General features: G+C 40.1%; 7 protein-coding genes, 1 tRNA gene and 10 rRNA genes. 2 read left to right on the top strand and 16 right to left on the bottom strand.

Annotation, left to right across the window (positions count from 1 at the left end; all coding sequences use genetic code 11):
- Window positions 1-133: 133 nt before the first annotated feature.
- From BN8917_RS13890 to BN8917_RS13905, 4 genes are all read right to left on the bottom strand, one after another.
- Window positions 134-1,647: ribosomal RNA gene (locus tag BN8917_RS13890) — 16S ribosomal RNA — on the bottom strand.
- A gap of 441 nt (window positions 1,648-2,088) precedes the next feature.
- On the bottom strand, window positions 2,089-3,006 hold the full coding sequence (locus BN8917_RS13895; RefSeq protein ID WP_066875328.1) for a patatin-like phospholipase family protein: 918 nt from the start codon (window positions 3,004-3,006) through the stop codon (window positions 2,089-2,091).
- A 24-nt stretch (window positions 3,007-3,030) separates the two neighbouring features.
- Complete coding sequence (locus tag BN8917_RS13900; protein ID WP_066875329.1) at window positions 3,031-3,837, bottom strand: pyruvate, water dikinase regulatory protein; 807 nt, start codon at window positions 3,835-3,837, stop codon at window positions 3,031-3,033.
- An 81-nt stretch (window positions 3,838-3,918) separates the two neighbouring features.
- The gene (locus BN8917_RS13905) at window positions 3,919-4,722 is read right to left on the bottom strand and encodes a class I SAM-dependent methyltransferase (protein ID WP_066875331.1); all 804 of its coding nucleotides are present in this window, start codon (window positions 4,720-4,722) and stop codon (window positions 3,919-3,921) included.
- A gap of 153 nt (window positions 4,723-4,875) precedes the next feature.
- Here BN8917_RS13905 and BN8917_RS13910 point away from each other — a divergent pair, with 153 nt between their 5' ends.
- A complete protein-coding gene (locus tag BN8917_RS13910; RefSeq protein WP_066875334.1) occupies window positions 4,876-5,616 on the top strand; it encodes a signal peptidase II in 741 nt (246 codons plus the stop codon).
- A 71-nt stretch (window positions 5,617-5,687) separates the two neighbouring features.
- On the opposite strand, the gene BN8917_RS14735 is transcribed toward BN8917_RS13910, so the two are convergent.
- The 4 genes from BN8917_RS14735 to BN8917_RS13930 form a co-directional block, all read right to left on the bottom strand.
- Window positions 5,688-6,962: an extracellular solute-binding protein gene (locus BN8917_RS14735; protein WP_066875336.1), complete on the bottom strand. Its 1,275-nt coding sequence runs from the start codon at window positions 6,960-6,962 to the stop codon at window positions 5,688-5,690.
- A 236-nt stretch (window positions 6,963-7,198) separates the two neighbouring features.
- Window positions 7,199-7,274, bottom strand: a tRNA-Lys gene (locus BN8917_RS13920).
- Window positions 7,275-7,279: 5 nt separating this feature from the next.
- Window positions 7,280-7,397: ribosomal RNA gene (gene rrf / locus BN8917_RS13925) — 5S ribosomal RNA — on the bottom strand.
- A 53-nt stretch (window positions 7,398-7,450) separates the two neighbouring features.
- A 23S ribosomal RNA gene (locus tag BN8917_RS13930) occupies window positions 7,451-10,221 on the bottom strand.
- Between the two features lie 449 nt (window positions 10,222-10,670).
- Between BN8917_RS13930 and BN8917_RS13935 the strand changes: the two genes are divergently transcribed.
- Window positions 10,671-11,147 (top strand): PTS sugar transporter subunit IIA, encoded by a 477-nt coding sequence (locus tag BN8917_RS13935; protein ID WP_066875337.1) that lies wholly within the window; start codon window positions 10,671-10,673, stop codon window positions 11,145-11,147.
- Window positions 11,148-11,225: 78 nt separating this feature from the next.
- Here the strand turns inward: BN8917_RS13935 and BN8917_RS13940 are convergent, their stop codons facing one another.
- The 8 genes from BN8917_RS13940 to rrf (BN8917_RS14875) all read right to left on the bottom strand — a co-directional run.
- On the bottom strand, window positions 11,226-12,083 hold the full coding sequence (locus BN8917_RS13940) for a PRD domain-containing protein (RefSeq protein WP_066875339.1): 858 nt from the start codon (window positions 12,081-12,083) through the stop codon (window positions 11,226-11,228).
- A 249-nt stretch (window positions 12,084-12,332) separates the two neighbouring features.
- Window positions 12,333-12,450, bottom strand: a 5S ribosomal RNA gene (gene rrf, locus BN8917_RS13945).
- 53 nt (window positions 12,451-12,503) lie between these two features.
- A 23S ribosomal RNA gene (locus BN8917_RS13950) occupies window positions 12,504-15,411 on the bottom strand.
- 219 nt (window positions 15,412-15,630) lie between these two features.
- Window positions 15,631-17,144: ribosomal RNA gene (locus BN8917_RS13955) — 16S ribosomal RNA — on the bottom strand.
- Window positions 17,145-17,653: 509 nt separating this feature from the next.
- Window positions 17,654-17,771, bottom strand: a 5S ribosomal RNA gene (gene rrf, locus BN8917_RS13960).
- Between the two features lie 53 nt (window positions 17,772-17,824).
- Window positions 17,825-20,732: ribosomal RNA gene (locus BN8917_RS13965) — 23S ribosomal RNA — on the bottom strand.
- Between the two features lie 219 nt (window positions 20,733-20,951).
- Window positions 20,952-22,465, bottom strand: a 16S ribosomal RNA gene (locus BN8917_RS13970).
- 509 nt (window positions 22,466-22,974) lie between these two features.
- Window positions 22,975-23,057: ribosomal RNA gene (gene rrf, locus BN8917_RS14875) — 5S ribosomal RNA — on the bottom strand; the annotation flags it as partial.

The raw sequence follows: 23,057 nt of genomic DNA on the forward strand, positions 1-23,057 counted from the left end.
TATATATGTGTAATTTTCAAAGAACAATTTTGAGTAACCAAAAGGTTTCTCAAAATTAAACAGAGAATTAAGTAGCATTCTTTTTGCTTTTATTTTTTGTCTTTCTAGTTATCCTAGAAAGTTAATTCCTTAGAAAGGAGGTGATCCAGCCGCAGGTTCTCCTACGGCTACCTTGTTACGACTTCACCCCAATCGCTGACCCTACCTTAGGCCGCTGCCTCCTTGCGGTTAGCTCACGGACGTTGGGTATTGCCAACTCTCATGGTGTGACGGGCGGTGTGTACAAGACCCGGGAACGTATTCACCGCGACATTCTGATTCGCGATTACTAGCAACTCCGGCTTCATGAAGGCGAGTTTCAGCCTTCAATCCGAACTGGGACAGGTTTTGTGGGATTTGCTCCACCTCACGGTCTTGCGTCTCTCTGTACCTGCCATTGTAGCACGTGTGTAGCCCTACACATAAGGGGCATGATGATTTGACGTCGTCCCCACCTTCCTCCTGGTTAACCCAGGCAGTCTCGCTAGAGTGCTCAACTTAATGGTAGCAACTAACAATAGGGGTTGCGCTCGTTGCGGGACTTAACCCAACATCTCACGACACGAGCTGACGACAACCATGCACCACCTGTCACCTTGTCTCCGAAGAGATTTCCCCGATTAAGGGTAATGCAAGGGATGTCAAGTGTAGGTAAGGTTCTTCGCGTTGCTTCGAATTAAACCACATGCTCCGCTGCTTGTGCGGGTCCCCGTCAATTCCTTTGAGTTTTAATCTTGCGACCGTACTCCCCAGGCGGAATACTTAATGCGTTAGCGGCGGCACAGAGGTATCGAAACCCCTACACCTAGTATTCATCGTTTACGGCGTGGACTACCAGGGTATCTAATCCTGTTCGCTCCCCACGCTTTCGAGCCTCAGCGTCAGTTACAGTCCAGAGAGTCGCCTTCGCCACTGGTGTTCTTCCTAATCTCTACGCATTTCACCGCTACACTAGGAATTCCACTCTCCTCTCCTGCACTCTAGATACTCAGTTTGGAATGCAGTACTCGGGTTGAGCCCAAGTATTTCACATCCCACTTAAGTATCCGCCTACGCTCCCTTTACGCCCAATAAATCCGGATAACGCTCGCCACCTACGTATTACCGCGGCTGCTGGCACGTAGTTAGCCGTGGCTTCCTCCTTAGGTACTGTCATTATCATCCCTAAAGACAGAGCTTTACGATCCGAAGACCTTCATCGCTCACGCGGCGTTGCTGCATCAGAGTTTCCTCCATTGTGCAATATTCCCCACTGCTGCCTCCCGTAGGAGTCTGGGCCGTGTCTCAGTCCCAATGTGGCCGATCACCCTCTCAGGTCGGCTACGCATCGTCGTCTTGGTAGGCCGTTACCCCACCAACTAACTAATGCGACGCGGGTCCATCTCATAGCGGATTGCTCCTTTGATTATCAAGTGATGCCACTCGATAATATTATGCGGTATTAATCTTCCTTTCGGAAGGCTATTCCCCTCTATGAGGCAGGTTACCCACGTGTTACTCACCCGTCCGCCGCTAATCCATTTCCCGAAGGAAACTTCATCGCTCGACTTGCATGTGTTAGGCACGCCGCCAGCGTTCATCCTGAGCCAGGATCAAACTCTCAATTTAAAAGTTTAATCTTAAGCTTAAAACATAAAAAGAATTGCTGGTTTACTTAATTTCTTCTGTTTAATTTTCAAAGACCTTTTTGTTATCGCACTCATGCGACTTCTATATATTATCATCATACAATTAATATGTCAACAACTTTTTTTAAGTTTTTAACTTATTTTTTTACTGAAACTTAATTAGTAAGTTCCTTGTCTGATGACATGATTTATAATATCATATATTACTATTTTTCTATAATCTTTTATTTTTATTTTAAATATTTATTTTCTATATTTCTTTAAGATTCTTTAATATTCTTCGTTTTTACTTATTTGATACACTAGGTAAAGTATATTATCTATAAATAATATTAATTAATAAATATATCTTAAAACTTATTATCACTCATCTATAATTATGTTAACACTTATATCTCCACTTATAAAAGTGGAAATTTATTTACTTAATCTTATTTTTAAGTGCTAAGTGATGATTAAACAACTTTTTTATATCATTAAACCATATATATCTATTTTGTACATTGTGTTCTTTTTTATTAATAAATAATGCTATTTCAAGTATAGGCTCTAAAATATTCTTAGTATCTTCCTCTCCCCTATATATTCTTTCCTTTATTGATTGAGTATTGAAGTTAAAAGTCCCTTTTAATACTCCCTCTTCCATATAACTCGGAAAAATTTCTATTATTTTAGCTCTAGGGAACTCACTTCTATTAATAGTCATTTCTCTTGATAAATGAGCTACTATTATAATATCACATCCTTCATCATAGACAGGTTGTATTGGTATATTATCAACAAGTGCACCATCTAAGTATTTTCTACTTTCAACCTTTTCTGGTTCATATATTATAGGTAATGCTGAAGTAGCCAAAAGAATTTTTTTTATAGTTTCCTCATCATAATCAAGGTAATTAAAATATTTAACTTTAAAAGTCTCTATATCCGTACAAGTAGCATAACAAGGAATATTTTTACTTTTTATTTTATTTAAGTCTAGGTGATTATTTATTATTTCTAAGAGTCCTTCTCTCGATAAATTCCCATGTTGTAATTTATTAGGCATATACTTTTTTATAAAAGATAAATTTTTTGCTCCTAAGGAAAATAATAAGCCCTTCTTCATTAAATCAAAATTATCAGTTGGAAGAATTTTTTCAAGTGATATATTTTCCCATATTTCCTCAGCTACTTTTAAATCCCCCTGTACAAATAACAATGCATTTAAAGCTCCTATAGATGTCCCTGAGACAACATCTATATATTTATTTATTCCTAATTGGTTTAATGCTTTAATAACACCTATTTGATAAGCTCCTTTGCCTCCACCTCCAGGTAATACCAAACCAATTTTCAAAAAATCTCCTCCATAAAAAATTAATTATTTCATACTAAGTTTATCCATAATTATTAACGCTGTATCTTCAATTGCTCTATTAGTTATATCTATACTCCTACATCCTACTTTTTTCATTATCTTATCAGAATAATCAAATTCCTCTAATATTCTAGCATCTGAAGCATATTCTATCTCAGAAGATATTCTGTGAAACTTATCTAATCTTCTTTTTCTTATCTCTATTAAATGTAATGGATCTATAACTAAGCCAAATATTTTCTTTTTATCAATAGAATATATTTCATCAGGAACTCCTACCTCTGGAACTAAAGGAATATTAATAGCCTTAATTCCTTTATTAGCAAGATACATACATAGTGGAGTTTTTGATGTTCTAGATAAACCTATAAGAACAACATCTGCATTTTTTAATCCCCTATAATCTTTACTATCATCATATTGCATAGCAAATTCCATAGCTTCAATCCTTGAATAATAAGTTTCATCAGTCTCCCACATAGCTCCTGGATTATAACTAGGTAATTCTTTCATAAGAGAAGATACAACATTTATAATAGGACCTAAAACATTTATAATATTTATATTATTCTCAACACACTTTTGTGTTAAATATTCTCTTATACTTACAGTTATTATTGTAGATACTACCATTACCTCTTCTTTAGTATTGGTAATTCCCTCAATCAACTCTTCAACATCTTCTAGCGTCTTAACATATGGAAATCTTTTAACCTTAATCTTATCATAACTAAACTGACTAGCTGCTGCTTTAGCAACCTGATTAGCTGTTTCTCCTATAGAATCAGATACGGCATAAATATTCAAAATATTCTCCCCCTAATTTCACTAAATATTTTCTTAATATACTACGCTTAATCTAAATAATTTATGTCCAGATATAATATAAACTTATTTTTTACACACCATAAGTAAATGTTCGGCTGAATCTCTAAATTTAGGATGTTCACATTTTTCTGTTGCAACTTTTAATAAATTTAGATATATATTACGATTTTCTATATAATGTTTTGCCATACTTGGTCCCTGTCCACTTAAAAAACTTTCTGCTCCGGCATAACTAATTAATTTTAAACCACTTTCTAAAATTTCAGATTTAGCATTATCAGAAGTTGTATAATGACTTACGGTAAAACTATCATTTTCATCATATGAATTTTCACTAAATAATTTATATATTGACTCTATATCCTCAAAACAACTTGAGAATTCAGAAACCCCTGCTCTTAAAAGTCCTATTGAATTTATATAACTAATAATAATAACTCCATCTTTTCTTAAGATTCTTCTACATTCCTTTAATAGTCCAACTCTTTCTGCTTTTGATACAATATGATACATAGGCCCCATAAGAAGAATACCATCATAACTATTTTCTTTCTCCATTGCTAAATATCTTGCATCTCCACAAACATATTTATCAGCTTTAAGCCCTAAAGACTCTATTTTTGATTTTGCAAAAGTTATACTATTATCTGATAAATCCATTAATGAGACTTTATAATTTCTCCTTAAAAGCTCTATTGAATATCTTCCTGGTCCTGATCCTATATCAAATACCCTCCCATTCTTCGGGAAATATTTCTTTATCATATATAAAGCACTAAAAAATTCTATTCTAGCATATGGATCTTCTAACCTTAACCATTCATTTTTAAAGTTAGCATCATAATATTCTTTAACCTTAGAATTCATATATTCTCTCCTTAAAATAAAGTATTCACTTCTATTTTAAACCAAGATAAACACTTTTTGTAGAATAAATTTATATACCTATATTTATTATTCTTTTATTAATTTATCAATCTATGTTAAAATTTACTTATTAATAAAAAATGGAGGTAAATAATGAATAAGAGTAAGCTACTTATAATAGGGACACTTCCAGGAATGTGGATAATATATTTCTTATTTGAACTTATTTCCGGAAATTTAACTAATACTTATGAGATACTTATGAATCTATCTTTATCAATTTTATTTTTAGGCGTAGGACATATTTTATACCTACTTCATCAAAAATATAAAACTGGATTATCATCTAAAAAGCTATGGTTAATTTTTATAATACTTATGCTATTAGATCAAGGAAGTAAGTTAATAATAAAATTATTCTTTTTTGATAATAGATTTGAAGCTATTCCAAAATTTCTTTCGTTCCATCCTATAATAAATACACAAGGTTCTTGGTTAAATGTAAGATTTAATATAGGAATAAATTTCAGAACACTAATAATTTTAAATATAATAGCAATATTCTTCTTTATAGAATTCTATAGATATTTTACACAAAAATTCTATAAAGATTTTTGGACTGATTTATGCTTTATATTTATAATTGCAGGCTGTCTTTGTTCTTTAATAGATAAGATTTTTTATGGTGGAAGCTTAGATTTCATAGCAATAAGTAATTTATTTATAGCTGATATAAAAGACATCTATATAAATATAGCTATATTTAGTTTTATACTTGCTAGTTACTTTAGTGGCTTTTTAAATTCTAATGACAAAGGTATAAAAAATGATTTGAATGAAATAAAAAATTTCTTTATATTTATAAAAAATGATATAATAAGAAAAAATAAATAAAAAAGTAAATGCACAATTTGGTATTTAAATTGTGCATTTACTTTTTGTTAATTATATTGATTTAAAATCTTTTATACTCCAAGTGATTCCAACGCCGCTTTTTGAGCTTGTGTTAACTTTTCCTTAGCAGCCTTTTCCTTAGCAGCCTTTTCTGCCGCTTCTTTCTTTGCTTTTTCCTCTGGTGTTAAAACACCATCTTGTTTAGCTTTTTCCGCTGCTGCTTTAGCTGCTGCTTCTGCTTTAGCTTTTTCTTGAGATGGTATTAATGGAGATGGTATTACAGGTAATTCTAAATTAATATTAGTTGCTTCTTTACTCTTAACTAATGAACTAAAAGTAGATATTAAATTATTACTATTATCTGTAACACTATTCCAATCTATATTTGAAATATTTAAACTATTATAATTTGACATCCACGCTGGTGCAAATGGTAAAACACTGCTTATTGATGGAATCATACTAAATTTATCTGCAAGTTTAAGTTGCATATTAGGTCCTGCTAAAAATTCTATAAATAATTTAGCTGAATTAGGATCTTTTGATCCCTTAACCATTCCAATACCTTGCATCATCATAGGTGAGCCATCTGTTGGATTTACTATATTAAAAGTTGCTCCATTAGCTATTGCTTGTTTTACAACATCAAGTGGTGCAAATGAAATAGATGCTTCCTTACTTGTTTGCATAGTTTGAATCAAATCATCTTCATTTTGCACATAAGTTAAAACATTATTTCTAACTCCTTGTAAAAATAGATTAGCTTGATTAGGTACTTGACTCTTACTATATTGATACATAGTTGCTCCAAGTGCTGCCTGTGTAACAAATTGATCTGCATTTGGAATTATGATTCTATCTTTATATTGAACTTGACCTAATTGATACCAAGCTGTTGGTGCATTAGATGGTAATATGTATGAAGAATTATAGAACATTACTATTGGCTCTAAACTAGTTCCATACCAATATCCCTTTTCATTAATATATTCAGGATTTAATTGTGAAGAAAAACTTACTGCTGTAGGTGTTAGTAGCCCTTCTTGTGTCATTGATTCAAACTCAGTTTCATTTCCACCATAAACTACATCTGCTTGTGGATTTCCAGTTTCACTTTTGATAGCTTCATTTAAATTATTTACTATCTTATAATGTACAGTTATACCTGTCGCTTCTTTAAATTGTTGTGCTATAAACTGCATCTTTGCATTATCTTCAGTAGTATAGACCATTAAACTACTCTCTAACTCATTATTTGTTGAATCACTCTTTCTATCTATAGCAATTCCAGAAATTATTATTATTATTGCTAGTATAGATAAAAGCGAGATTACTAACTTTTTCACTTTCCCTTCCTCCATGCTTCATTCTAAAGTACTTTTATTATTTATATCTTAATTTAAACCTAAATTTAATTATACCTTAAATTCATAATAAGTATATATCAAATATATAACATTTTTAATTTTCTACATAATAAAAAAGCGAAATAAAAGAGTTCTCTTCTATCTCACTTTCTATATTAATACACTAAGCAAGTTTTAAATTAATAAAAAACCACTTGTATTTCTACAAGTGGTCATGGTGACTCGCCGGGGAATCGAACCCCGGACACCGTGATTAAAAGTCACGTGCTCTACCGACTGAGCTAGCGAATCATAAGACCTGGCAACCACCTACTCTCCCACACAGCTGCCCGTGCAGTACCATCGGCCTCTAAAAGCTTAACCTTCGTGTTCGGAATGGGAACGGGTGTTACCTTAAAGAGCATCATCACCAGATTTTTGAGAAATTATTCTCTAAAAATTACACATATATATTTGCCTTTTTCTTTTTGGTCAAGCCCTCGTTCTATTAGTATCAGTCAGCTAAACATGTTACCATGCGTACACCTCTGACCTATCAACCTCCTGTTCTCGAAGGGAACTTACTAGCTTACGCTATGGGAAATCTCATCTTGAGGGGGGCTTCATACTTAGATGCTTTCAGTATTTATCCCTTCCCGACTTAGCTACCCAGCTATGCTCTTGGCAGAACAACTGGTGCACCAGAGGTCAGTCCATCCCGGTCCTCTCGTACTAAGGACAGCTCCTCTCAAATTTCCTACGCCCGCGACGGATAGGGACCGAACTGTCTCACGACGTTCTGAACCCAGCTCGCGTGCCGCTTTAATGGGCGAACAGCCCAACCCTTGGGACCTACTTCAGCCCCAGGATGCGACGAGCCGACATCGAGGTGCCAAACCTCCCCGTCGATGTGAACTCTTGGGGGAGATCAGCCTGTTATCCCCGAGGTAGCTTTTATCCGTTGAGCGATGGCCCTCCCACGAGGTACCACCGGATCACTAAGCCCGACTTTCGTCCCTGCTCGACCTGTATGTCTCGCAGTCAGGCTCCCTTATGCCTTTGCACTCTACGAACGATTTCCGACCGTTCTGAGGGAACCTTTGGGCGCCTCCGTTACTTTTTAGGAGGCGACCGCCCCAGTCAAACTGCCCACCTAACAATGTCCTGTGACCAGATTCATGGCCGCCAGTTAGAACTTCAGTAATGTCAGGGTGGTATCCCAAGGATGACTCCACTAAGTCTGACGACCTAGTTTCTCAGTCTCCCACCTATCCTGTACAGACAATACCAAAATTCAATGCTAAGCTACAGTAAAGCTCTACGGGGTCTTTCCGTCCAATCGCGGGTAACGAGCATCTTCACTCGTACTACAACTTCGCCGGATTCACAGTTGAGACAGTGCCCAATTCATTACGCCATTCGTGCGGGTCAGAACTTACCTGACAAGGAATTTCGCTACCTTAGGACCGTTATAGTTACGGCCGCCGTTTACTGGGGCTTAAGTTCATACCTTCGCTTGCGCTAAGCATTCCCCTTAACCTTCCAGCACCGGGCAGGCGTCAGCCCCTATACATCAGCTTACGCTTTAGCAGAGACCTGTGTTTTTGCTAAACAGTTGATTGGGCCTATTCTCTGCGGCCTACTCTCGTAGGCACCCCTTCTCCCGAAGTTACGGGGTCAATTTGCCGAGTTCCTTAACTGTGATTCATCCGCCGGCCTTAGGATTCTCTCCTCACCTACCTGTGTCGGTTTGCGGTACGGGCACTACTTCTCTCTCTAGATGCTTTTCTCGGCAGCGTAGAATCAGATACTTCGGTTCCGTAGAACCTTCCCCATCACGCCTCAGAATTGCCATGGCGGATTTGCCTACCATGACTCCCTAAACGCTTAGACTAGCATATCCAACAGCTAGCACATCCTATCTTCCTGCGTCACACCATCGATAATAACGATTGTAGTGGTACTGGAATATCAACCAGTTGTCCATCGCTTACGCCTTTCGGCCTCAGCTTAGGTCCCGACTAACCCTCAGCGGACGAGCCTTCCTGAGGAAACCTTGGGTTTTCGGCCTGTGGGATTCTCACCCACATCTCGCTACTAATGCCAACATTCTCACTCGTAATCAGTCCACCGCTCCTTACGGTACGACTTCAGCCCGATTACGACGCTCCCCTACCAATTGAATAAATTCAATTCCGTAGCTTCGGTGGTAAGTTTTAGCCCCGAACATTTTCGGCGCAGGATCTCTTGACTAGTGAGCTATTACGCACTCTTTAAATGAGTGGCTGCTTCTGAGCCAACATCCTAGTTGTCTTAGAAATCCCACATCCTTTTCCACTTAACTTACACTTTGGGACCTTAGCTGACGATCTGGGCTGTTTCCCTTTCGACCATGGATCTTATCATTCACAGTCTGACTGCCGGAGTAAAAGTATATGGCATTCGGAGTTTGATAAGGTTCGGTAAGCGCTATGCCCCCTAGCCCATTCAGTGCTCTACCTCCATTACTCAATGTTCCGACGCTAGCCCTAAAGCTATTTCGGGGAGAACCAGCTATATCCGAGTTCGATTGGAATTTCTCCGCTATCCACAAGTCATCCCATACTTTTTCAACAGTAACGTGGTTCGGTCCTCCACGAAGTTTTACCTTCGCTTCAACCTGCTCATGGATAGGTCACCCGGTTTCGGGTCTACGGCATGCAACTAGTCGCCCTATTCAGACTTGGTTTCCCTTCGGCTCCGTACCTTAAGTACTTAACCTCGCTACATACCGTAACTCGTTGGCTCGTTCTACAAAAAGCACATCATCGCGCTCATAAGGCGCTTTGATCGGTTGTGGACATACGGTTTCAGGTTCTATTTCACTCCCCTCCCGGGGTTCTTTTCACCTTTCCCTCACGGTACTGCTTCACTATCGGTCATCAAGTAGTATTTAGTCTTGGGAGGTGGTCCTCCCTGCTTCCCACAAGGTTCCTCGTGTCTCGTGGTACTCTGGATTATAACTCGTTATTTGTTCGTTTAACCTACAGGACTATTACCTCCTACGGTAGAGCTTTCCAACTCTCTTCGGTTACAAACTCTTAACTTTGATGTTATATCCTCAACCCCAGAAACAAGTTTCTGGTTTGGACTCTTTCCTTTTCGCTCGCCGCTACTAAGAAAATCGATTTTTCTTTCTCTTCCTCTAGGTACTTAGATGTTTCAGTTCCCTAGGNTTTAATAAATCCCGTCACCTCTTGGCGACTTATTTAGTTTAACATCTTGATAGAATAATGTCAACACCTTTTTGAAAAAATTTTAAATATAAAAATTTTATAATATTATATAATTTCTTAACTTACTATATAAGTTTACCCACTAAGTTCTGCTATAACTATATTTTAATTACTCTAAAATTTAAATCTAATTAAATAAATATATAATAAATAAGTAATATCATATTTATCTAAATATATAAATATGATTTATTATTAAAACTAGAGAATTATTCATATTATAAAGTTATTCAAAATTTCTTCATTATATTATCATTGTTAAACATTGACAACCATAGCATATTTAGGTTAAAATTAAATAAACGTGTTACTGTTTAATCAGGCATAAGTTCTTACGAGATACTTATGTCTTTTTTTATTTAAAAAATTTATATATCTAGTATATATCTAAATTGAAAGGATGTGAATTTCCTAGTTAAACTAGGATAATATTATGTTTGGATTTTTAAAAAAAGAATTAAAATTAATTGCCCCTATAGATGGAAATACTATAGCTCTTTCTAATGTACCGGACCCTGTATTTTCTCAAAAAATGGCTGGTGATGGAGCTGCCATAGATTCAACAGGTGATATTGTTGTAGCCCCTTGTGATGGAGAATTAACTTTAATATTTAAAACAAATCATGCATTCGCTATGTCCCTAGATAATGGAATTGAATTACTTATTCACATAGGAATAGATACTGTTTCCCTTAATGGAGAAGGTTTTGAAAGGTTAATAGAACCTAGACAGACTGTTAAAGCTGGAACACCCATAATAAAAATAAATAGACAAATTATTGAGAAAAAAAATTTATCACTAATTACTCCAGTCTTAATAACTAACCCTGATTCAGTAAAATCAATTAAACCTATAATTAACGAAAGAGTAACTGCTGGTAACGATATTATAATTATTTATAAAAAATAATAAAAACAAAAAAGAGTGTTTTATTATAAACACTCTTTTCTATTATAAAAATACAAATATTTTAAGTTCATATTTAAATTAAAAATTCTTATAACTTTTAACAAATCTTTGAATATGCAGTGCTATATAAGCTATTTCATCCTCATTAACTTTTCTATATATTGATTCTTCTATAATTTTTCCTACTTCTAATGCTACTTTATATGCTTTTTTATATTTAATTTTAATTAAATCTAAAAAGTCATTTTCTACTTTTAGCTCTTTTAATATTCGTTCTATAGCAAATCTTAAATGAGTTAAAAATCTTGCATAATCTAGGCTTTTTCTATCTATTTTTATATCTAACATATCTTCTATAGTCTCTATAACTAAATTACCTATATAAGCATACTTAATAGTATTAGATAACTTTCCATTATTTCTTGCTGAATGTATATGAAGAGTAATAAACCCTCTCTCTCCTGGTGGAATAAATATTCCTGTATATTTTTCTAATCTTTTTGCAAGTTTTTCTGCTAATAAAAACTCATCTGGATATAAGGTTTCTATTTCTACTAAAAAAGGATTATCTATTACCTCTTCTTCTGCTAATCTATTCATTGCACTTGATATATGATCAATAAGTCCTATGTGTATATTTTCACTTAACTCTTCATTTAATTCAACTGAAATCTCATAAATCATTTCTTCACAAAGTGCTATAAACTCTTTATCATTTTTCCTTACTACCTCTTTAAAATTTTTTACATTTTGCTCATCTTTAATACAAAAAATTTTTTCATACTTAGTTCCTTTTGGTATTACATCACCAGTCTTTTTATTAAATCCTAAACCTTTCCCAAATAATATTGTTTCTTTACCATCTATATCTACTGAAACAATATTATTATTAAAAGCCTTAAATACCTTGCAACTTTTTACTAACTCCCTCATCATATTTTTTACACCTCTTTTAAATTCACCCATAGCTTTTAAAAAATATTTTTAGAATTTATTTAAACAATTCTATAATATCATGCACTAAGGACCTTTTCTATAAATTAGAAAATGAAATCCTTTAAAAATATATAAAAGTTTATTTATTACTAGAAGATACTATCTTTAATAAAATAATATACTTAAATAGTAGCTTAATAAAATAAAAAAAGTACTTGTATTACTACAAGTACTTTTTACCTTATATAGACCTGGCAACCACCTACTCTCCCACACAGCTGCCCGTGCAGTACCATCGGCCTCTAAAAGCTTAACCTTCGTGTTCGGAATGGGAACGGGTGTTACCTTAAAGAGCATCATCACCAGATTTTTGAGAAATTATTCTCTAAAAATTACACATATATATTTACCTTTTTCTTTTTGGTCAAGCCCTCGTTCTATTAGTATCAGTCAGCTAAACATGTTACCATGCGTACACCTCTGACCTATCAACCTCCTGTTCTCGAAGGGAACTTACTAGCTTACGCTATGGGAAATCTCATCTTGAGGGGGGCTTCATACTTAGATGCTTTCAGTATTTATCCCTTCCCGACTTAGCTACCCAGCTATGCTCTTGGCAGAACAACTGGTGCACCAGAGGTCAGTCCATCCCGGTCCTCTCGTACTAAGGACAGCTCCTCTCAAATTTCCTACGCCCGCGACGGATAGGGACCGAACTGTCTCACGACGTTCTGAACCCAGCTCGCGTGCCGCTTTAATGGGCGAACAGCCCAACCCTTGGGACCTACTTCAGCCCCAGGATGCGACGAGCCGACATCGAGGTGCCAAACCTCCCCGTCGATGTGAACTCTTGGGGGAGATCAGCCTGTTATCCCCGAGGTAGCTTTTATCCGTTGAGCGATGGCCCTCCCACGAGGTACCACCGGATCACTAAGCCCGACTTTCGTCCCTGCTCGACCTGTATGTCTCGCAGTCAGGCTCCCTTATGCCTTTGCACTCTACGAACGATTTCCGACCGTTCTGAGGGAACCTTTGGGCGCCTCCGTTACTTTTTAGGAGGCGACCGCCCCAGTCAAACTGCCCACCTAACAATGTCCTGTGACCAGATTCATGGCCGCCAGTTAGAACTTCAGTAATGTCAGGGTGGTATCCCAAGGATGACTCCACTAAGTCTGACGACCTAGTTTCTCAGTCTCCCACCTATCCTGTACAGACAATACCAAAATTCAATGCTAAGCTACAGTAAAGCTCTACGGGGTCTTTCCGTCCAATCGCGGGTAACGAGCATCTTCACTCGTACTACAACTTCGCCGGATTCACAGTTGAGACAGTGCCCAATTCATTACGCCATTCGTGCGGGTCAGAACTTACCTGACAAGGAATTTCGCTACCTTAGGACCGTTATAGTTACGGCCGCCGTTTACTGGGGCTTAAGTTCATACCTTCGCTTGCGCTAAGCATTCCCCTTAACCTTCCAGCACCGGGCAGGCGTCAGCCCCTATACATCAGCTTACGCTTTAGCAGAGACCTGTGTTTTTGCTAAACAGTTGATTGGGCCTATTCTCTGCGGCCTACTCTCGTAGGCACCCCTTCTCCCGAAGTTACGGGGTCAATTTGCCGAGTTCCTTAACTGTGATTCATCCGCCGGCCTTAGGATTCTCTCCTCACCTACCTGTGTCGGTTTGCGGTACGGGCACTACTTCTCTCTCTAGATGCTTTTCTCGGCAGCGTAGAATCAGATACTTCGGTTCCGTAGAACCTTCCCCATCACGCCTCAGAATTGCCATAGCGGATTTGCCTACCATGACTCCCTAAACGCTTAGACTAGCATATCCAACAGCTAGCACATCCTATCTTCCTGCGTCACACCATCGATAATAACGATTGTAGTGGTACTGGAATATCAACCAGTTGTCCATCGCTTACGCCTTTCGGCCTCAGCTTAGGTCCCGACTAACCCTCAGCGGACGAGCCTTCCTGAGGAAACCTTGGGTTTTCGGCCTGTGGGATTCTCACCCACATCTCGCTACTAATGCCAACATTCTCACTCGTAATCAGTCCACCGCTCCTTACGGTACGACTTCAGCCCGATTACGACGCTCCCCTACCAATTGAATAAATTCAATTCCGTAGCTTCGGTGGTAAGTTTTAGCCCCGAACATTTTCGGCGCAGGATCTCTTGACTAGTGAGCTATTACGCACTCTTTAAATGAGTGGCTGCTTCTGAGCCAACATCCTAGTTGTCTTAGAAATCCCACATCCTTTTCCACTTAACTTACACTTTGGGACCTTAGCTGACGATCTGGGCTGTTTCCCTTTCGACCATGGATCTTATCATTCACAGTCTGACTGCCGGAGTAAAAGTATATGGCATTCGGAGTTTGATAAGGTTCGGTAAGCGCTATGCCCCCTAGCCCATTCAGTGCTCTACCTCCATTACTCAATGTTCCGACGCTAGCCCTAAAGCTATTTCGGGGAGAACCAGCTATATCCGAGTTCGATTGGAATTTCTCCGCTATCCACAAGTCATCCCATACTTTTTCAACAGTAACGTGGTTCGGTCCTCCACGAAGTTTTACCTTCGCTTCAACCTGCTCATGGATAGGTCACCCGGTTTCGGGTCTACGGCATGCAACTAGTCGCCCTATTCAGACTTGGTTTCCCTTCGGCTCCGTACCTTAAGTACTTAACCTCGCTACATACCGTAACTCGTTGGCTCGTTCTACAAAAAGCACATCATCGCGCTCATAAGGCGCTTTGATCGGTTGTGGACATACGGTTTCAGGTTCTATTTCACTCCCCTCCCGGGGTTCTTTTCACCTTTCCCTCACGGTACTGCTTCACTATCGGTCATCAAGTAGTATTTAGTCTTGGGAGGTGGTCCTCCCTGCTTCCCACAAGGTTCCTCGTGTCTCGTGGTACTCTGGATTATAACTCGTTATTTGTTCGTTTAACCTACAGGACTATTACCTCCTACGGTAGAGCTTTCCAACTCTCTTCGGTTACAAACTCTTAACTTTGATGTTATATCCTCAACCCCAGAAACAAGTTTCTGGTTTGGACTCTTTCCTTTTCGCTCGCCGCTACTAAGAAAATCGATTTTTCTTTCTCTTCCTCTAGGTACTTAGATGTTTCAGTTCCCTAGGTGTTCCCTCCTTAAGCTATGTATTCACTTAAGGATACATGGGGTTACCCATGTGAGTTTCCTCATTCGGAGATCTCCGGATCTCAGGCTATTTGCGCCTACCCGAAGCTTATCGCAGCTTATCACGTCCTTCATCGGCTCTTGATGCCAAGGCATTCACCGTACGCCCTTTGTAGCTTGACCTATTAGTCAATTACGGATTATTTTTATATCTCGTAAATTTACAAAGAATTATATTTAAATTAGTTTTTCAACTAATTCGGCTTCATTATATATGTGTAATTTTCAAAGAACAATTTTGAGTAACCAAAAGGTTTCTCAAAATTAAACAGAGAATTAAGTAGCATTCTTTTTGCTTTTATTTTTTGTCTTTCTAGTTATCCTAGAAAGTTAATTCCTTAGAAAGGAGGTGATCCAGCCGCAGGTTCTCCTACGGCTACCTTGTTACGACTTCACCCCAATCGCTGACCCTACCTTAGGCCGCTGCCTCCTTGCGGTTAGCTCACGGACGTTGGGTATTGCCAACTCTCATGGTGTGACGGGCGGTGTGTACAAGACCCGGGAACGTATTCACCGCGACATTCTGATTCGCGATTACTAGCAACTCCGGCTTCATGAAGGCGAGTTTCAGCCTTCAATCCGAACTGGGACAGGTTTTGTGGGATTTGCTCCACCTCACGATCTTGCATCTCTCTGTACCTGCCATTGTAGCACGTGTGTAGCCCTACACATAAGGGGCATGATGATTTGACGTCGTCCCCACCTTCCTCCTGGTTAACCCAGGCAGTCTCGCTAGAGTGCTCAACTTAATGGTAGCAACTAACAATAGGGGTTGCGCTCGTTGCGGGACTTAACCCAACATCTCACGACACGAGCTGACGACAACCATGCACCACCTGTCACCTTGTCTCCGAAGAGATTTCCCCGATTAAGGGTAATGCAAGGGATGTCAAGTGTAGGTAAGGTTCTTCGCGTTGCTTCGAATTAAACCACATGCTCCGCTGCTTGTGCGGGTCCCCGTCAATTCCTTTGAGTTTTAATCTTGCGACCGTACTCCCCAGGCGGAATACTTAATGCGTTAGCGGCGGCACAGAGGTATCGAAACCCCTACACCTAGTATTCATCGTTTACGGCGTGGACTACCAGGGTATCTAATCCTGTTCGCTCCCCACGCTTTCGAGCCTCAGCGTCAGTTACAGTCCAGAGAGTCGCCTTCGCCACTGGTGTTCTTCCTAATCTCTACGCATTTCACCGCTACACTAGGAATTCCACTCTCCTCTCCTGCACTCTAGATACTCAGTTTGGAATGCAGTACTCGGGTTGAGCCCAAGTATTTCACATCCCACTTAAGTATCCGCCTACGCTCCCTTTACGCCCAATAAATCCGGATAACGCTCGCCACCTACGTATTACCGCGGCTGCTGGCACGTAGTTAGCCGTGGCTTCCTCCTTAGGTACTGTCATTATCATCCCTAAAGACAGAGCTTTACGATCCGAAGACCTTCATCGCTCACGCGGCGTTGCTGCATCAGAGTTTCCTCCATTGTGCAATATTCCCCACTGCTGCCTCCCGTAGGAGTCTGGGCCGTGTCTCAGTCCCAATGTGGCCGATCACCCTCTCAGGTCGGCTACGCATCGTCGTCTTGGTAGGCCGTTACCCCACCAACTAACTAATGCGACGCGGGTCCATCTCATAGCGGATTGCTCCTTTGATTATCAAGTGATGCCACTCGATAATATTATGCGGTATTAATCTTCCTTTCGGAAGGCTATTCCCCTCTATGAGGCAGGTTACCCACGTGTTACTCACCCGTCCGCCGCTAATCCGTTCCCCGAAGGAAACTTCATCGCTCGACTTGCATGTGTTAGGCACGCCGCCAGCGTTCATCCTGAGCCAGGATCAAACTCTCAATTTAAAAGTTTAATCTTAAGCTTAAAACATAAAAAGAATTGCTGGTTTACTTAATTTCTTCTGTTTAATTTTCAAAGACCTTTTAACAAGTTGCCTTTAAACAACTTATTCAGTTTAACAGCTTTTTAATGTTATGTCAATAACTTTTTTATCTTCTAAAAAATTTATTTTCTAAATTCTTTGTCGTTTTATGTCGTGTCATTAACGTATCTTATTCTAACATAATAAAATAGTTGATAAAATTATATTATTCATTTTATTAGAACTTATATTTATAATTCTTTATTTTTCTACACTTTTCTATGTAATTATTTTATCGATACACTAGGTGAAGTTTATTTGTTTTAAAACATTTTTAATGAAATTAACTAGCAAATTAATTAGTTATTATACATTGTAAATTAAAAATATAATTATCTACTTTAAACTTAAGTCTACCTTCTATTGGTATATTAAATTTCTATATAGCAAAAAAGTACTTGTATTACTACAAGTACTTTTTACCTTATATAGACCTGGCAACCACCTACTCTCCCACACAGCTGCCCGTGCAGTACCATCGGCCTCTAAAAGCTTAACCTTCGTGTTCGGAATGGGAACGGGTGTTACCTTAAAGAGCATCATCACCAGATTTTTGAGAAATTATTCTCTAAAAATTACACATATATATTTACCTTTTTCTTTTTGGTCAAGCCCTCGTTCTATTAGTATCAGTCAGCTAAACATGTTACCATGCGTACACCTCTGACCTATCAACCTCCTGTTCTCGAAGGGAACTTACTAGCTTACGCTATGGGAAATCTCATCTTGAGGGGGGCTTCATACTTAGATGCTTTCAGTATTTATCCCTTCCCGACTTAGCTACCCAGCTATGCTCTTGGCAGAACAACTGGTGCACCAGAGGTCAGTCCATCCCGGTCCTCTCGTACTAAGGACAGCTCCTCTCAAATTTCCTACGCCCGCGACGGATAGGGACCGAACTGTCTCACGACGTTCTGAACCCAGCTCGCGTGCCGCTTTAATGGGCGAACAGCCCAACCCTTGGGACCTACTTCAGCCCCAGGATGCGACGAGCCGACATCGAGGTGCCAAACCTCCCCGTCGATGTGAACTCTTGGGGGAGATCAGCCTGTTATCCCCGAGGTAGCTTTTATCCGTTGAGCGATGGCCCTCCCACGAGGTACCACCGGATCACTAAGCCCGACTTTCGTCCCTGCTCGACCTGTATGTCTCGCAGTCAGGCTCCCTTATGCCTTTGCACTCTACGAACGATTTCCGACCGTTCTGAGGGAACCTTTGGGCGCCTCCGTTACTTTTTAGGAGGCGACCGCCCCAGTCAAACTGCCCACCTAACAATGTCCTGTGACCAGATTCATGGCCGCCAGTTAGAACTTCAGTAATGTCAGGGTGGTATCCCAAGGATGACTCCACTAAGTCTGACGACCTAGTTTCTCAGTCTCCCACCTATCCTGTACAGACAATACCAAAATTCAATGCTAAGCTACAGTAAAGCTCTACGGGGTCTTTCCGTCCAATCGCGGGTAACGAGCATCTTCACTCGTACTACAACTTCGCCGGATTCACAGTTGAGACAGTGCCCAATTCATTACGCCATTCGTGCGGGTCAGAACTTACCTGACAAGGAATTTCGCTACCTTAGGACCGTTATAGTTACGGCCGCCGTTTACTGGGGCTTAAGTTCATACCTTCGCTTGCGCTAAGCATTCCCCTTAACCTTCCAGCACCGGGCAGGCGTCAGCCCCTATACATCAGCTTACGCTTTAGCAGAGACCTGTGTTTTTGCTAAACAGTTGATTGGGCCTATTCTCTGCGGCCTACTCTCGTAGGCACCCCTTCTCCCGAAGTTACGGGGTCAATTTGCCGAGTTCCTTAACTGTGATTCATCCGCCGGCCTTAGGATTCTCTCCTCACCTACCTGTGTCGGTTTGCGGTACGGGCACTACTTCTCTCTCTAGATGCTTTTCTCGGCAGCGTAGAATCAGATACTTCGGTTCCGTAGAACCTTCCCCATCACGCCTCAGAATTGCCATGGCGGATTTGCCTACCATGACTCCCTAAACGCTTAGACTAGCATATCCAACAGCTAGCACATCCTATCTTCCTGCGTCACACCATCGATAATAACGATTGTAGTGGTACTGGAATATCAACCAGTTGTCCATCGCTTACGCCTTTCGGCCTCAGCTTAGGTCCCGACTAACCCTCAGCGGACGAGCCTTCCTGAGGAAACCTTGGGTTTTCGGCCTGTGGGATTCTCACCCACATCTCGCTACTAATGCCAACATTCTCACTCGTAATCAGTCCACCGCTCCTTACGGTACGACTTCAGCCCGATTACGACGCTCCCCTACCAATTGAATAAATTCAATTCCGTAGCTTCGGTGGTAAGTTTTAGCCCCGAACATTTTCGGCGCAGGATCTCTTGACTAGTGAGCTATTACGCACTCTTTAAATGAGTGGCTGCTTCTGAGCCAACATCCTAGTTGTCTTAGAAATCCCACATCCTTTTCCACTTAACTTACACTTTGGGACCTTAGCTGACGATCTGGGCTGTTTCCCTTTCGACCATGGATCTTATCATTCACAGTCTGACTGCCGGAGTAAAAGTATATGGCATTCGGAGTTTGATAAGGTTCGGTAAGCGCTATGCCCCCTAGCCCATTCAGTGCTCTACCTCCATTACTCAATGTTCCGACGCTAGCCCTAAAGCTATTTCGGGGAGAACCAGCTATATCCGAGTTCGATTGGAATTTCTCCGCTATCCACAAGTCATCCCATACTTTTTCAACAGTAACGTGGTTCGGTCCTCCACGAAGTTTTACCTTCGCTTCAACCTGCTCATGGATAGGTCACCCGGTTTCGGGTCTACGGCATGCAACTAGTCGCCCTATTCAGACTTGGTTTCCCTTCGGCTCCGTACCTTAAGTACTTAACCTCGCTACATACCGTAACTCGTTGGCTCGTTCTACAAAAAGCACATCATCGCGCTCATAAGGCGCTTTGATCGGTTGTGGACATACGGTTTCAGGTTCTATTTCACTCCCCTCCCGGGGTTCTTTTCACCTTTCCCTCACGGTACTGCTTCACTATCGGTCATCAAGTAGTATTTAGTCTTGGGAGGTGGTCCTCCCTGCTTCCCACAAGGTTCCTCGTGTCTCGTGGTACTCTGGATTATAACTCGTTATTTGTTCGTTTAACCTACAGGACTATTACCTCCTACGGTAGAGCTTTCCAACTCTCTTCGGTTACAAACTCTTAACTTTGATGTTATATCCTCAACCCCAGAAACAAGTTTCTGGTTTGGACTCTTTCCTTTTCGCTCGCCGCTACTAAGAAAATCGATTTTTCTTTCTCTTCCTCTAGGTACTTAGATGTTTCAGTTCCCTAGGTGTTCCCTCCTTAAGCTATGTATTCACTTAAGGATACATGGGGTTACCCATGTGAGTTTCCTCATTCGGAGATCTCCGGATCTCAGGCTATTTGCGCCTACCCGAAGCTTATCGCAGCTTATCACGTCCTTCATCGGCTCTTGATGCCAAGGCATTCACCGTACGCCCTTTGTAGCTTGACCTATTAGTCAATTACGGATTATTTTTATATCTCGTAAATTTACAAAGAATTATATTTAAATTAGTTTTTCAACTAATTCGGCTTCATTATATATGTGTAATTTTCAAAGAACAATTTTGAGTAACCAAAAGGTTTCTCAAAATTAAACAGAGAATTAAGTAGCATTCTTTTTGCTTTTATTTTTTGTCTTTCTAGTTATCCTAGAAAGTTAATTCCTTAGAAAGGAGGTGATCCAGCCGCAGGTTCTCCTACGGCTACCTTGTTACGACTTCACCCCAATCGCTGACCCTACCTTAGGCCGCTGCCTCCTTGCGGTTAGCTCACGGACGTTGGGTATTGCCAACTCTCATGGTGTGACGGGCGGTGTGTACAAGACCCGGGAACGTATTCACCGCGACATTCTGATTCGCGATTACTAGCAACTCCGGCTTCATGAAGGCGAGTTTCAGCCTTCAATCCGAACTGGGACAGGTTTTGTGGGATTTGCTCCACCTCACGGTCTTGCGTCTCTCTGTACCTGCCATTGTAGCACGTGTGTAGCCCTACACATAAGGGGCATGATGATTTGACGTCGTCCCCACCTTCCTCCTGGTTAACCCAGGCAGTCTCGCTAGAGTGCTCAACTTAATGGTAGCAACTAACAATAGGGGTTGCGCTCGTTGCGGGACTTAACCCAACATCTCACGACACGAGCTGACGACAACCATGCACCACCTGTCACCTTGTCTCCGAAGAGATTTCCCCGATTAAGGGTAATGCAAGGGATGTCAAGTGTAGGTAAGGTTCTTCGCGTTGCTTCGAATTAAACCACATGCTCCGCTGCTTGTGCGGGTCCCCGTCAATTCCTTTGAGTTTTAATCTTGCGACCGTACTCCCCAGGCGGAATACTTAATGCGTTAGCGGCGGCACAGAGGTATCGAAACCCCTACACCTAGTATTCATCGTTTACGGCGTGGACTACCAGGGTATCTAATCCTGTTCGCTCCCCACGCTTTCGAGCCTCAGCGTCAGTTACAGTCCAGAGAGTCGCCTTCGCCACTGGTGTTCTTCCTAATCTCTACGCATTTCACCGCTACACTAGGAATTCCACTCTCCTCTCCTGCACTCTAGATACTCAGTTTGGAATGCAGTACTCGGGTTGAGCCCAAGTATTTCACATCCCACTTAAGTATCCGCCTACGCTCCCTTTACGCCCAATAAATCCGGATAACGCTCGCCACCTACGTATTACCGCGGCTGCTGGCACGTAGTTAGCCGTGGCTTCCTCCTTAGGTACTGTCATTATCATCCCTAAAGACAGAGCTTTACGATCCGAAGACCTTCATCGCTCACGCGGCGTTGCTGCATCAGAGTTTCCTCCATTGTGCAATATTCCCCACTGCTGCCTCCCGTAGGAGTCTGGGCCGTGTCTCAGTCCCAATGTGGCCGATCACCCTCTCAGGTCGGCTACGCATCGTCGTCTTGGTAGGCCGTTACCCCACCAACTAACTAATGCGACGCGGGTCCATCTCATAGCGGATTGCTCCTTTGATTATCAAGTGATGCCACTCGATAATATTATGCGGTATTAATCTTCCTTTCGGAAGGCTATTCCCCTCTATGAGGCAGGTTACCCACGTGTTACTCACCCGTCCGCCGCTAATTCGTTCCCCGAAGGAAACTTCATCGCTCGACTTGCATGTGTTAGGCACGCCGCCAGCGTTCATCCTGAGCCAGGATCAAACTCTCAATTTAAAAGTTTAATCTTAAGCTTAAAACATAAAAAGAATTGCTGGTTTACTTAATTTCTTCTGTTTAATTTTCAAAGACCTTTTAACAAGTTGCCTTTAAACAACTTATTCAGTTTAACAGCTTTTTAATGTTATGTCAATAACTTTTTTATCTTCTAAAAAATTTATTTTCTAAATTCTTTGTCGTTTTATGTCGTGTCATTAACGTATCTTATTCTAACATAATAAAATAGTTGATAAAATTATATTATTCATTTTATTAGAACTTATATTTATAATTCTTTATTTTTCTACACTTTTCTATGTAATTATTTTATCGATACACTAGGTGAAGTTTATTTGTTTTAAAACATTTTTAATGAAATTAACTAGCAAATTAATTAGTTATTATACATTGTAAATTAAAAATATAATTATCTACTTTAAACTTAAGTCTACCTTCTATTGGTATATTAAATTTCTATATAGCAAAAAAGTACTTGTATTACTACAAGTACTTTTTACCTTATATAGACCTGGCAACCACCTACTCTCCCACACAGCTGCCCGTGCAGTACCATCGGCCTCTAAAAGCTTAACCTTCGTGTTCGGAATGG

The organism is Clostridium mediterraneense (genome assembly GCF_900091705.1).
Taxonomy (GTDB): Bacteria; Bacillota; Clostridia; order Clostridiales; family Clostridiaceae; genus Sarcina; species Sarcina mediterraneense.